The organism is Paraburkholderia sp. FT54 (genome assembly GCF_031585635.1).
In the GTDB taxonomy this organism is placed as follows: domain Bacteria; phylum Pseudomonadota; class Gammaproteobacteria; order Burkholderiales; family Burkholderiaceae; genus Paraburkholderia.
In genome coordinates this window covers 3348909-3362489 of record NZ_CP134195.1, presented here as the reverse complement: position 1 = coordinate 3362489, position 13581 = coordinate 3348909, and the positions used below count along the sequence as shown (strand labels likewise).

The 13581-nt window shown below is 61.1% G+C and carries 9 protein-coding genes; 3 read left to right on the top strand and 6 right to left on the bottom strand.

The window, feature by feature from the left end; genetic code table 11:
* The first annotated feature begins 32 nt into the window (after positions 1-32).
* From RI103_RS15545 to RI103_RS15535, 3 genes are all read left to right on the top strand, one after another.
* Entirely contained in the window at positions 33-4211 is a 4179-nt protein-coding gene (locus RI103_RS15545; protein ID WP_310812826.1) for a glycosyltransferase, read from the top strand.
* A 27-nt stretch (positions 4212-4238) separates the two neighbouring features.
* Entirely contained in the window at positions 4239-5375 is a 1137-nt protein-coding gene (wecB, locus tag RI103_RS15540; protein WP_310812825.1) for a non-hydrolyzing UDP-N-acetylglucosamine 2-epimerase, read from the top strand.
* Between the two features lie 335 nt (positions 5376-5710).
* Positions 5711-7069 carry a hypothetical protein gene (locus RI103_RS15535; RefSeq protein ID WP_310812824.1) on the top strand — a complete coding sequence of 453 codons (1359 nt, stop codon included), beginning with the start codon at positions 5711-5713 and terminating at the stop codon, positions 7067-7069.
* Here RI103_RS15535 and RI103_RS15530 read toward each other — a convergent pair.
* From RI103_RS15530 to RI103_RS15505, 6 genes are all read right to left on the bottom strand, one after another.
* Complete coding sequence (locus RI103_RS15530) at positions 7033-7458, bottom strand: GtrA family protein (RefSeq protein WP_310812823.1); 426 nt, start codon at positions 7456-7458, stop codon at positions 7033-7035. The genes RI103_RS15535 and RI103_RS15530 overlap by 37 nt on opposite strands.
* Complete coding sequence (locus RI103_RS15525; RefSeq protein WP_310812822.1) at positions 7455-8738, bottom strand: NAD(P)/FAD-dependent oxidoreductase; 1284 nt, start codon at positions 8736-8738, stop codon at positions 7455-7457. The genes RI103_RS15530 and RI103_RS15525 overlap by 4 nt, the downstream gene beginning before the upstream one ends.
* 13 nt (positions 8739-8751) lie before the next feature.
* Positions 8752-9690, bottom strand: a complete 939-nt coding sequence (locus RI103_RS15520; RefSeq protein WP_310812821.1) for an NAD-dependent epimerase/dehydratase family protein — start codon at positions 9688-9690, stop codon at positions 8752-8754.
* A 115-nt stretch (positions 9691-9805) separates the two neighbouring features.
* A complete protein-coding gene (locus tag RI103_RS15515; protein WP_310812820.1) occupies positions 9806-11509 on the bottom strand; it encodes a hypothetical protein in 1704 nt (567 codons plus the stop codon).
* Between the two features lie 15 nt (positions 11510-11524).
* Positions 11525-12265, bottom strand: a complete 741-nt coding sequence (locus RI103_RS15510) for an SDR family oxidoreductase (RefSeq protein WP_310812819.1) — start codon at positions 12263-12265, stop codon at positions 11525-11527.
* Entirely contained in the window at positions 12262-13578 is a 1317-nt protein-coding gene (locus tag RI103_RS15505; RefSeq protein WP_310812818.1) for an FAD-binding oxidoreductase, read from the bottom strand. The genes RI103_RS15510 and RI103_RS15505 overlap by 4 nt, the downstream gene beginning before the upstream one ends.
* Positions 13579-13581 lie beyond the last annotated feature (3 nt).

Below are 13581 nucleotides of genomic sequence, written 5' to 3'. Positions count from 1 at the left end.
GGCTCGCCGTACAAAACCTTGGTGTCGACAGTATGACCGTGTTTTCAAGCCACGATGTGCAAGCCTGCTTGCGCCAGTGCGTCACCTGTTTCGGGCACGGCAAGATCCTGTACATCGGTACTCATGCCGCTGATGCGCTCGACTTCCTGCTCGCTGCGGGAACGGATCCGTTCGCGCTCTCGCTCGACGCGGACGGCGGAGCGCGAGCCGACCACCGGTTCGTGTCGAACCGGCTCGAAGCGGCGTCCATCACGGCGCCCGCTCTCGGCATGGCCCAGCGCGAATCTTTCGACGCGGCGATCGTGGTTCTCCCGCCGGACATCAAGGCCGCCGACGCATCGGCCTGGCTCAGACTGATCGCGGATGCGGGCATCAGGAACGTTGCGCTGACGAGCCGGGTCGCGCAAGACGAAACCGGCCGTGCATCGGCCGACTACGTGAGAGAACAAGCGTTCGAACTTGGGTTCCGGATTCACGCGCGTTTGAAATTCGCGCGGCTGACTTATCCGCTGCCCCCGTTGGGCGGCTACGAAGTCTGCGCTTTCGAGCGTGCCGCAAACGCGTCGGCGGAGCAGAGCCCCGCGGTAGCGGAAGACGTCTTGCGGCATAGGGATCTGGTGTCGCAAACCGCAGTCGCCGTGTTCACGCAGATCGGCAGTTTCGTTCGGGTCGGCGACGCCGTTCTCGTGCTGGACGATACGGCCGGCAGCGGTGCCTACATCGTCGCGCAGAACTCGACGGCGAGCCATGTGCTCGGCATCGTGCCTGACGCGCTGCAGAGCGGCTACGCGTCGAGTCAGTATGGCGTTGCCGGCCGCGTCGATTTCAGGCCGTGGCCCGGCGAGGAATTGCGTGGCCTTGCGGGCCATTCTGTCGACGTGGTGATTTGCCGCGACGTTCGCCCGTTCGCGCAGCTCGACTGGCCGCGACTCGCCGACATCGTGCGGCCGGGTGGCCGATTGATTCTCGGGCTTCAGGCGCCGCAGAGCCAAGGGGAAGATTCCATCGAGCCGCAATCTCCTGTCGAACTGCTGCGCTCGAGTACGGGCTCGACCCACGCAAGCTGGCTGCCGGAATGCGCTTTCATGTCGCCGGCGGATGCGCCGTCGGACTTCGCATGGCGCAAGGTAGGACTCGACGAGCGCACAGTGGCCAGTGACGGCGATCTGATCGTCGTTTCGATGCGCGATCCCGTCGGCGCGGATGCGTCGGCATTTGTCGATACGATGTACAAGCACGCCGATTCGCCGGCGTTCAATGTGCTGCCGGACGGACGCAGCATGGTGAATCCATGGCTCTTCAGGAGCATGGTGACCATCGGCACGCGCATGAACAACGACGCCGAATTGGCAAGCCTGCAAGCGCGAGTCCTGCAGCAGGCGCCGCACGACACCGCCGACTATGGCGCTGCGCTTTGCGGCCACGCCTATCGCGTGCTTGCCGCACGGGCCTCGACGGAAACGGTGCGGACATGCGTGGCGGAAATTCAGGCGTACCTCGATACGAACAAGAACGACGCACAACATCTGCGATGGTCGATCTCGCAGAGCTATGTGGCCGCCAAACTCTTGCAGGCGGTAGGCGATCTGGAGGGTGCCGAGGCCTGGGCATTGAGGTGCGCGGCCATGGACCCGGTTCCTTTCAGCCCGCTGCTGGCCACCAAGACGGTCGCCGCGCTCGACCTGGCAGCGAGCTTTGCCGCGGCCCGCCGCGACTATGCGGCCGCGCGCCAGTATCTCGAGCGGGCGGTGCGGGAAGTGCAGCGGGTTCTGTCGGGCGACTGGGTCAACATCCTTGGCGACCTGACGAAGCCATTGAGTTTTGGGTTGCCGGAAGTCTCGCAACTGGCCGAACTGGGAGCGCGATGCGCCTACCTTCTGAACTATCTCGCCGATGCCGAGTTTCGACCCGGTTTGGTCTGGCGTGAACACCGCGGGTTTTACGAGCGTGGCTTCGAAGCAAAGGACACACAGATCGAACTCTTGCTGAAGCGCAATACCTTCCTGTATGGCGAGACCCAACGTCTGGAGGATTTCGCCCGGCACCTGAGAGGCGAAGCTGACCGGCTCGAAGGCGCCATCCAGCAAGGCAAGGATGAGGCCGCTCGCCTTGAAGGCGTGATTCAGGCGGGTAAGATCGAGGCAGACCGCCTCGAAGGCGTGATTCAGGCGGATAAGATCGAGGCAGACCGCCTCGAAGGCGTGATCAAGGCAGGCAGGGTCCAGGTGGATGCTCTTGAAGATGTGATTAGAGAGAGGGATCGTGAAGTGGCTGCTCTCAAACAGACCGTCGCTGCCGATGAAGCAGAAAAGACGCGTCTCGCAGCGGCGCTCGAGGAGCAGGTGTTCACCAGCGAGGTGCTGCGTGCGACCATTGCGCGGAGCCTGAAGGCCAGATTGCGGCGCGCGTATCGCGCGCTTTCGCGGCGGCTCGGTGTGGCGGGCCGGGCACGCCGGCCCGCACCGGCCGCCCCGGCTCCGGCCCCGGCTCCGACACCCGTCAAGCGCTTTCCCAATGCGCCGTTGTTGCTGGACGAACGACGCGTCGCGCGGTGGCTCGGCCAGTTCGACTCGGACACGGCTCGCTGGGCATCGAGTGACGCGCTCGCGTCCGTCTTGCCGGCTAGCGAGCGTGGTGCAAGCGACCTGAATGCGAGTGATGCGCCGCTGAAAATTATCGCCGCCGCCGATTTGCCGTCTTTGCCGCCGCAGCCGCCGGATGTCGTGGTCGTGGCCGTGTTCAAGGCCGGCGACAATCCGTACGCATTGCGCAGCGACGTCTACGATCACGCCGACTTGTGTATCGCACTCGATCATCAGGTGTTCCTCGGACTCGCGTTGCTTCATCCTATGGTGGTCGAAGCGGCGCCCGCGAACGTCGTCGAATCCGCGCGCCGATTCTGGAAGGCGATCCATAGCGGACAGTCGCTGACGGTGCCGGACGCGCCCGCCTTCAACCCGTCGGTCGCGCCGGCCGTCATGTTGCAGGTCGACAGCTTCATGGTTGGCGGTCTCGAACGTGTCGTCTTCGATTTGCTGGACCGCCTGGGCAAGGCGGGCTTCCGGCCCATGCTCGGTGTCACCGGCGAAATCGCGACCGAGGCCGAGGCCGAACTCAAGCAACGGCAGTTCGACTACGTGCGCCTGCCCGGCGATCCTGCCGAGCTTCGCGCGGTGCTGGTCGAGCGAAAGGTGGCGCTGGTCAATGCGCACTATTCGTTGTCGCTCGGCGAGGCCTGCGCTTCGCTGAAAATCCCGTTTGTGCAAACCGTCCATAACATGTACATGTGGCTCGACGCCGCGGGTAAGGAACAGTGGCGTCGCGTGGATGAGGTGACGGACGCGTATATCTGCGTGTCAGCCAACGTCGCGATGTTCGCCGATGTGAATCTGCGCTTGAGCGCGGACCGGATGATCGTCGTGCCGAACGGTTGCGACTCGGGCAGCGCAATGCCCTTGCTCGAACCAGAGCGCGATCTCGCGCTGCGCGAGGAACTCGGATTTCCGGCGGATAGTCCGGTCTTTCTCAACGTCGCCTCGATCAATCCGGTGAAGGGACAGGGTTTGCTGATCGACGCATTCGCAATGGCGCATGCGAAGCGGCCCGATATCCGCCTCGTGATTCTCGGCAAACACGCCGATGCCGGCTACGCCGCGCAACTCCAGGCGCGCATTGCGCATCACGGCCTGCAAGGCGTGGTGTCGATGCCCGGCTACCGGTCCGACGTCTATCGATTCGTCGATCTGGCGCGCGCGGTCGTCATGCCGTCCTTTACTGAAGGTTGGAGCCTGGCCATATCAGAGGCCCTTCAACGTAACGCGCCGGTCATCGCCACCGACGTCGGCGGCGCGCGCGAGCAGTTGATCGGCGAGACCAGCACGGTGATTCGTGCCTATCGTGACGACTGGTCGACATTGGACGGCGCCGAGTTCTATCAGGCAATCGCAACCGAGTGGGAGTTGCACGCAGTTCGGGACGAACTGGCCAGAACGATTCTCGAGCACGCCGGCCGGCCGATCCGCCAGCCGCGCGAGGGCTTGCAGCAGTCGTTCCAGTCGATGACGCCGGCCGAGGCCTACACGCGGCACGCGGAGATTTTCGCGGCCATCCTGACGCGAACGAACGCCGATTGCGTTCGCTATGCGTCGTATCTTCCTCAGCGTCAAAGCCGTTACTTCAAGTTGACCGATGCGCGGCCCGAAGTGATCTGAAGTTGCCGGTTTCATAGGATATCTACCATGGCAAAGAAAAAAGTAGTGGTGTTTGCCGGCACACGGCCGGAAGCGATCAAGGTCATTTCGGTGGTGCACGCGCTGCGCGCGGCTCACGAGGATTTCGACGTGTGCCTGTGTTCGGTCGGGCAGCATCGGGAAATGTTGATGCAGGCTTTCGCGGACTTCGGCGTGACGCCGGACGCGAGTCTGGACGTGATGTCGCAGAATCAATCGCTGGCGGGACTGAGTGCGCGGCTTTTCACCGCGATCGACGGGTTCCTCGCCGCGCAGTCGCCCGACATCATCCTCGTGCAGGGCGACACGATGACCGTTCAGGTCGCCGCGTTGACGGCGTTCTATCGACGCATTCGCGTCGGGCACATCGAGGCCGGCCTGCGCAGTCATGACATGGCCGCGCCGTTTCCGGAGGAACTCAATCGACGGGTGGCGTCGCTCGTGACCGACGTCCATTTCGCGCCAACGGAATTGTCGAAGAAGAATCTGCTTGCGGAGCAGGTGCCCGCGGAGCAGATCTTCGTGACTGGCAATACCGTGGTGGACGCGTTGTATCTGATGCTCGACCGCCTGAAGAACGAACATGTCGAGTTGCCCGAACGAGTCGAGGCCGCACTGGCGCAAGGGCGGCGAATCGTGCTGGTGACGGGGCATCGTCGTGAGAGTTTCGGGCCTGGGTTCGAGAACATCTGCACGGCGTTGCGGAAAATTGCCGAGGCGCATCCGGACGTGCGGATCGTCTATCCGGTGCACATGAATCCGAAGGTCCGGGAAGTGGTCAACCGCGTGTTGAGCGATCAGGCGGGCGTCTATCTGGAAGAACCTCTGACCTACAAACCGTTCCAGCGACTCATGGCGGCGAGTCATATCATCCTGACCGATTCGGGCGGCATTCAGGAAGAGGGTCCGGCGCTGGGCAAGCCGGTTCTGGTGATGCGCGATGTGACCGAGCGACCGGAGGGCGTCGAGTCCGGTGTCAACAAACTGGTCGGCACGGATGTGGACACGATCGTTCGCGAGACGGCGCGTTTGCTCGACGATGCCGCCGCCTATCAGGCGATGTCCGGCGGCAAAAACCCATTTGGCGACGGAACCGCGGGCGCGCAGATCGTTGCCATTCTGAAGTCGATGTTTGCGCGATCCTGATTGGTTTCCCGCGGGCAGTTGCGGGCCGAGTATCCGTGAGCTCGCCCGCTTGCGCTTGCGTTCAGCCCGCATTACCCGCTTCGGTCCGGTCCCTGTCTGGATCGCCACGATTGGTGGCGCACTGGTTCTGGCGTTTGTGATGAATAGGCTGGTCGAGGTGCCGTCACAAAACTGCGCCAGAATTCTACGCCGCCGATTGTCACCAAAGGCGCCAGGACGTTCAGCGAATAGCGCGAACATTTATCCGTGACGGGCTAGCGGCTTCGAGTTTTCATATCCGGCTGTAATACCAACCCCGACAAGCTGGTCCAGACAACCCATCGATCAGAGCGAGCGTGGTCGATGATTACTTTTCTTGTAAAACAACAACAATGGCCGAGATTCAGATCACCCCAGTTTCTATCGTCGAGAATGACATAGCGCCACGCCGCTCTTCAGTCGACGGCGCTTTCGTATTCGTGCTTGCTCTTGTCGTGCTTTTTATCCGCATGCACGGCCGGCTGACGCGCGGTTACCTGTGGGCGGAAGACGCACCCATTTTCATAAAAGAAGGATTTGAACTTGGCGCGCGAGCCATCATCACGCCATATGCAGGATACCTGCATGCAGTGCCGCGCATTCTGGTGCACGTCTATACGTGGTTCGGGTCCGTTGTTTCAACGCCGCATGCGTTTGCCTGGCTGACCACATCCGCCACCGTCGTTTCCTGCGCGTACCTGTATGTGATCGCTTCGCGCTATCTACCGCGCGCCGGCGCCTATCTGATAGGCCTGTCGCCTGTTCTCATTCCTCACAATGGTGAAGCATGGTTGAACATCACGAATCTTCAATGGGTGCTCGCGCCCGTGCTACTCGCCATGATTTGGGACTGCGCGCAGCGAACCGACGCGAATCGGATTGTCGGCCGTTGCGTGGCGATCGGTCTGCTTTCGCTGACGGGTCCGTTTAGTATTCTGCTCTCACCCGTTGCCGCGTTGGGCATCGTTGCTCACGTGAAGAAATCTGGAAAGCGCCTTTGCACGCTGCCACTATTGATCGTCGTGGCCTGCGGCCTGGTTCAACTGGTGACGTTAATGACAAGCCCGCCAAATCATCAGGCGGCACACACAGCAAGAGAGTATTTGCACTTTGGCTGGGGAGGAGCGTTTTTCCACTATTTCGTGCTCGACTTCGTACTCGCCGATCGGTGGATCAATGGTTTGGGCAAGTGGATGTTCTATGTTTCATTCGCGCTGTTTGCCGTGGTTCTGGCGTGTGTGGCGACTTTGCCCGGCAAATGGCGCATCGCCTGCGTGATGGCACTCGCGCTCGCTGTGGCGTTCTGGATGCTCGGAGTCGTGCGAAGCGACGCGCCGGAGTTGCCGGTCCGATGGTCAGGCGTCAGTGCGCGGTATACCTTCGTTCCACTCATTCTATGCATGTGGACGTTCGTTATCGCGGCCGCCAAATGCAGAATCGCGCTTGCGCGCCATGCCGCTACACTGTTTTTATTGCTGATGCTGTTGAACAGCGCATTGCGATTCGCTATTCCGTGGTATCCCAACGAGATTGTGTCTGCGCAAGACGGCGTTTTCCTTGTGCACGCGCCGCCAGGGGATGTGTTCCGGGCAGAAGTAAAACCGGCACGTTGGTCGTATGCACTGATGGATTGGCCGCGTCAGTGCTTGAAGCTCCACCGCTTGTGCCCCAAGTAGCTCGTAAACACCGGTACAGCGACGCCGACGGCATGCGCGATATCCCGCGCATGCCAGGTCATTCCCACCCACGGAAACACGTAGTACGCCAATCCGACGCTCACAGCCCAGGTTTGCACGACGGCAACGAGATTGACGAGCGTAAAGAAGAACACTGACCGCCCGGTCGACTGCGTGCTTTTCGTAAACACGAACAGCTTCGCCAGAATGAACGCCGTGATCATGCCGGTGATATACGCGACAACAATGGCGGCCGAGTACGGCATCCATTTGTTGTAGACAATCCGGCTGCCCCAATTGACCGCGGCGGCAAAACCGCCAGTCAACAGGAACAGCAAAAAGCTCTTCGAGACAAAGGTGCGCCTGGCGAGTGCATGAACTCGCGTCATATCATCCTCGCCATCTTGCGCGATAGCCCGATACTCTCGGAGATGCCACGGTCTTCGGGGTAGTAGTAAGACGTATCAGCCACAAGCAGGCCTTCCACCGGCAACTGGATTGGAGGCAGCCGGTCGAGAAAGCCCGGTTCGCAAATCGGCTGCGCGAAGCGATAGCGGCTCGCGCGGACGTCGATGAAATCGTCCGGTTTCAGTGCCGGGTTGATTTTCATCAGATAGCGTTTCACTTTGTCGATGAATGCCGAATCCGGTTCCTGGTACTTCGGATGCTCGCCCGGAATATAGAACGGCACGTAGACGACGTGATGATCGAGCGGCCGCAGGTTCGTGTATTCAACGATACCCGGAATATCCATCTCAGGATCGTTCGTGTTCAGCCAGAAGTTCTCGGTCACCGGTTTCTTCAGCTTCGCAATAATGCACACCACGGCCACGTTTTTGACGCTGCGGAATGCGTCGAGAATCTCGGTGGGCAGATCCGGCATCACGCGCGGTACATAGGGGAGCGGAATCGTGCTGATGACCTTGTCGAACGGCAGGAACTCGCCGCCGACTTCGATGCCCTTGACCTTACCGTTCTCGATCACGACCTTCTGCGCGGGTGTGCCAAGGCGAAACTCTCCGCCGTTGGCCTCGATATAACGGCGCATACCTTCCAGCAACGTATCGGAACCGCCTTCGAGATAGCCGAGTTTCTCGTGAAAGAGGTTATAGCGCGAGCGGCCGATACGGCGAATGCGACTCCAGATCCACGCGGCGGAAAGGTTATACGCGTAGTCGTAGAACTTGTAGTCGAACAGACGCCGCCACAGCACTTCCCACGCTTCTTCACCGATCCAGCGGCGAATCCAGCCCGTCGCTTCAACGTGATCGAGCGGCTTCCAGTCGTTGCGCTTGGTCGACAGAAACGCGTGCAATCCATAGCGAAACTTGGCCTGCAGGCTGAGTCCCTTGAACTTCAGGAGCGCCATCGGATTGCCCCACGGCTGCACGCGGCCTTGATAGAAGTAGCCCATCTTCGTTTCGCGCCACTGCATTTTTTCTTCGATGCCGAGCTCGCGCAGCACCTCGAAGAAAGCGTGATCGGAAATCGCGTGGAAATGATAGTAGCGCTCAATGGAGAGACCACCGAAGTCGAAGCACGCGGCCATCCCGCCAACCCGGTCGTCCGCTTCGAAAATGACCGGTTTGCGCCCGTCTTTGACGAGTTGGTAGGCGGCGCCGAGACCCATCGGCCCTGCGCCAAGTATTGCAATGCGTTTTTCGCTCATAACGTGGCTCTATTCAGAATTCCAGTGCGATGTGGCTATACGTTGGATCGTTGAACGTTTCGTCCATGGCCTTTGCGAATGGCGTAGCACGGATCTTGAAGATACCTTCCCAGTCGATCACTTCGAATTCGTCACCGGCCGTCAACGCTTTGAGCTGATCCGCTGTAAAGGGCGGATTCTTGTCGAAGATGGCATAGATCTTCAGCAGCACGTAGAAGAGACCATACGGAATTCGCACGATCGCGCACCCTGCGCGGGTGGCGCGCTTGATCTGTCTGATGATGTCGATATAGTCCACGCGTTCGAGGCCGGTGATATTGAAGGCCTGGCCCTTGATGCGTGACTCGATGCAACTGATGATCACATTGCAGAAGTCACCCACATAGAGTGGCTGACGCATATATTTGCCGCTGCCGGGAATCGGGAACACCGGCACGCGATGCATGAAGCGCGACAGCCAGCCCAGGTGCTTGCGGTCGAACCAGCCGAACATCAGCGTGGGCCGTAATACCACGCATTCGATGCCCGAGGCGAGAACGATCTCTTCCTGTTCGCGTTTCGTGTCGGTATAGAAATCTTCGCCCACCGAATTCACAACCGAAGAGCTGATGTGCACGGTGTACGGAATCTGATAGCGCTTGATCACGTCGAGCACGTTACGGGTGGACGTGATGTTGTTGCGAATGAACGGTTCGAGGGTCGGCGCGCCGATCTGCGCCTGCAGCATGACGACGAGGTCGGCGCCTTCGAAATGCTGTTCCCAACCGCCCGGCTCGGCCAGGTCCGCATAAATCGCCGTGACGTCCGGATGGACCTTGCGAAGCACTTCCAGGTTGGCTTTGTGTTTGTCGATTACGACCAGATTGTCATACCCACGCGCTTTGAGTCGTGCAACGAGGTTCTGGCCGACAAGGCCGGCGCCGCCTGGCAGAAGAATGCGGGTTTGGTTCATGCGTTAGCTCTTTGGATGAGGCGTTCAGCAACTTTGTAAGGACTAGATGATACTAGCAAGCCGATGCTGTTCCAGAAACGGACTGGAAACCGCCGGCGGCCGTTACCGGCCGCGCCTATTGAACTGTCGCTGCCGTGGGCATCGGCTTTTCGGCCTTCAGCGCGCAATACGCACCGGCGGCTGTTTGTCCATGGACCCGTATGCCGCCGTTTGCCGGCGCCCTGAAGAAAGCTGTCCAGCCACTGTACCTGGCGCTTCGGCCGAGTATCTTGCGAACGTCGTCTCGCTCGCGGCCGGTGACGCCGGTGCCGAGCGTCGCACCGGCGGCGTCGGTGACGACAACGGCTTGTGGCGCACCCCCGTCTGCCGGGTCGTAGATCCACCCCGTGGCGCGATAGATGCCAGGGGTTGTCGTGCCCGAGATCTCGTCGATGCTCCCATCGCAGGGCAGCGACGGGTTGAGCTGGTTCGGCGGCACCAGATAGTCGGGCTGATCCGGAGCAAAAATGGACAGTTGTGCCGCCTCGGCTGCCCGCGCGGTGGTCGGCAGGACGTCCGGAAAAGGATAGACCGGCCGGATGATCTCCGGGTCGTACACATGGGCCCGCAGCGCGAGGCCGGCGACAAAACGTGCGTAAGTCTCGTCACGATCAGCCCGGGCGACGAAACGTTGACCTGACGCGACGGCCAAGGTGGCGAGTGCCGCGACGAAGACGGCGCGCTTCAGTTGTTGCGGTGCCCGGCTGTTTAGCGCAGCGAAGATGATCAGCGCGAGCCAGCCCATCAGGGAGGCTGTCGTATAGCGGGAAGCCAGCGCTGTCTCCAGCCCGAACCAAAGCCGCCCGCTCGCCGTCAGCAACGCATTGCCCACGATGAATAGTGCAAATACGAGCAACGCCACGCCTTGCGGGCGATCGGCACCGGGCCGCAAGAGTCTGAAGCAGTTTGCCGCGAGCGCCGCCAACACCAGAATGCCCGTAACATAGGCTCCCCCCAGGCCGGTCCTGATCTGAAAGGCCGGCGAACCAAGATAGAGCAGCACGTAGCGAACCGCGGCAATGGGGTGCTCGCGCACTCCATCTATCAGATTGCCGCTGCTACCCGGTGTGTGCCAGTCGATAAAATAGGCTACCCATACGGCAACGGTCACTACAACGATTGCCAGCAGTTCGCGCGGTTTCAGCCGTACGTAAAGGGCCTGCACAATGAGCGCGGGAAGCACCAGTACACCGCTCGACATCGAGTATGCCGCGAACCACGCACTGACCAACGCTGCCGTCAGCCAGCCGAGCCGTCTCGCGCGTTCATCGCTGCCATTGGCTTCGGCGACGCGATCGATTGAGTGGAACGCGAGCAGCGCAAAGAGATAAACGGCGAACCACTGGTTTTGAAATCCCCACGTGAAGTTTTCCTTCTGCATCCACGAGAAGGCGAATACGAGGATAGCGCCCGCCAGTCCGAAGCGCGTCTGCCGCGAGAGGGTGGGGCGGTAGTGGAGGGTGATGCGGAAAAAAGCCGTCGCAAGCGCACCCGCAAGCACGAGATTGGAAACGAGGGAAAAGACATTTCGGCCGCCGAAATAACGGATGTCGGCGAAAAAAATCAATCGCGAGAAAGCAAGGCGATGTTCGTTGTGCTGGGCGAAGAGCACGTGCCAGGAATCTTGTGCGGCGCGCATATAGGAGCCAATCGCGCCGTCCCATGAATCGCCGTACGGCAACGGCGAAAAATGCTGCCAAACCGCGAACACTGTGGTTCCGAGTGTAATGACGCCCAGCGCGAATATCGCGTAGTGGCCAAGGGCTTCTCGCCGACTCATCGTCCCGGTTTCCCTTTACAGCGACGCGCGCTTGAACATGAAACGCGGCACCGAGCGGATGATCAGCATGATGATCGCCCAGAACCATCGCGTATATAACACGTCCTTGCGCTTTTCGACGGCGCGCACGATGTCGCTCGCCACCTGGTCGGGCGTCGCGACGAGCGGTCCGGGCAACGGCAGGCCGGCTGTCATGGGCGTCGCCACGAAGCCCGGTTTGATGGTCAGAACGTGTACGCCGACTTTGAATAGCCGCGCATTCAGTCCTTCGCAGAACGCGGAAAGGGCGGCCTTCGCGCTGCCGTACAGATAGTTCGAGGGCCGGCCGCGATCGCCCGCCACCGACGAGATGACCGCCAGCGCGCCGCGCTTCTGCGCTTCCAGGATGTTGGCAATCGGCGTCAGTAGCGCGATCACCGAAACAGCGTTCGTGTTGAATTCACGGACGGCTACTGCGGGGTCGGCCTGACACGCGGTTTGGTCCGGCAAAGTGCCGGGCGCGACCAGCACGATGTCGAGTGCGCCAAGCTCTTTCTGGCACTGTTCGAGCATGCCGGCATGCAGATCCAGGCGATCGATATCGAGTTGATGACAGGCCGCCAGTTGCGCACCACGCGCGGTCAGATCCGCGGCCACCTGCTGAAGGCGTTCGCCGTTGCGGGCAACCAGGAAAAAACGTGCGCCTTGCGTGGCCCATTGGCGTGCACAGGCGATGGCGATCGCCGACGTGGCGCCGACGATAAGGATGTTTTTCATGTTCGAGTAGTCCGTTCCCAGAAACGCGAAAGTAACGCAGGGTCGCGCAGCGCTTCGAGTTGCTGCCATTGAGGGTAGGCGGCGCGAAAGTCGGCGCCGGGCATGTGCGCGTCTTTGGCCGGATAGATCCGGCCGCCAGCTTCGCGCACGATAGCATCGAGGTTCGCAAAGAGGCGCGTATTCAATGCGTCGCGCTGGGGGAAGTCGAGCGCGAGGGACGTGCCCTCCAGAGGAAACGACAACAGGCCTGGCGAGCGCAAATCGCCGCAGCGTTTCAGCACGGCGAGAAACGAGCCAGTGCCGCTCCCGGCAATCGCGTCGAGGATCGCGCGCGTTGCGTCACGCGCCGCGATCGACGGCACCACGCATTGGTATTGCTGAAAGCCCGCGCGCCCGTAGATTCGATTCCATTCCAGCAAGCTGTCCAGCGGGTAGAAATAGTCGTCGTAACTGACCTGCGCGGATACTTCGCCGCGCTGCTGCTTCTGATAGTAGAGCTCGTTGAACGCGCGCAACGTGAAGCGGTTGAACACCGGAACCGGCAGCGTGAAGGGGACGGTGCGTTTCTTTCGCCGTGTGACTTCAAGCGGTCCGTCCGTCGCATGGTCGCCGACCATGAAGATGCCGCGTCCGAGCGCCGAGCCGCGGCTTTGGCAATCCACCCAGGCCACACTGTATTCGTGCAACGGATCGAGCCGTTCCGACAACGCGAAGAACTCATCCAGATTGCCGAAGCGGATGCTCGTCATGTCGACCATGCTCGAGCGGATCGGCATCAACTGGATCTCCGCCCACAGGATCAGCCCGGTGAGCCCAAGGCCGCCAATGGTGGCGGCGAAGAACCCGGATTGCTCGTCCGGCGCGCATTCGAACTGCGCGCCGTCGCTGCGCGCGAGAGCGAAGCGGCGCACATGCCGGCCGAATGTGCCTCGCACATGGTGATTCTTGCCGTGCACGTCGTTAGCAATTGCTCCGCCCAAGGTCGCGTATTTCGTACCTGGCGTGACCGGCAGCATCCAGCCACGTGGAATGGCAACGTCGAGAATTTGCTCCAGGGTGACGCCCGGCTCCGCGCGTAAAACCCCGGTTTGCCAGTCAGCGGCAATGAGCCGGTCGAGCGGCAGCGTTTGCACGACATGGCCGGAGGCCGCGAGGCAACTGTCGCCGTAGCTGCGGCCATTGCCGAAGGCCAGCGTGGTGCCGTGTTCCCGGGCCGCGTCCGACCACGCAGCGCGCGCGGCGTCACGCCATGCGACTGCATGCGCTTGCTGCGGGATAGGCGGGTAACGTCCCCATGACAGAACTCTGTTCATCGG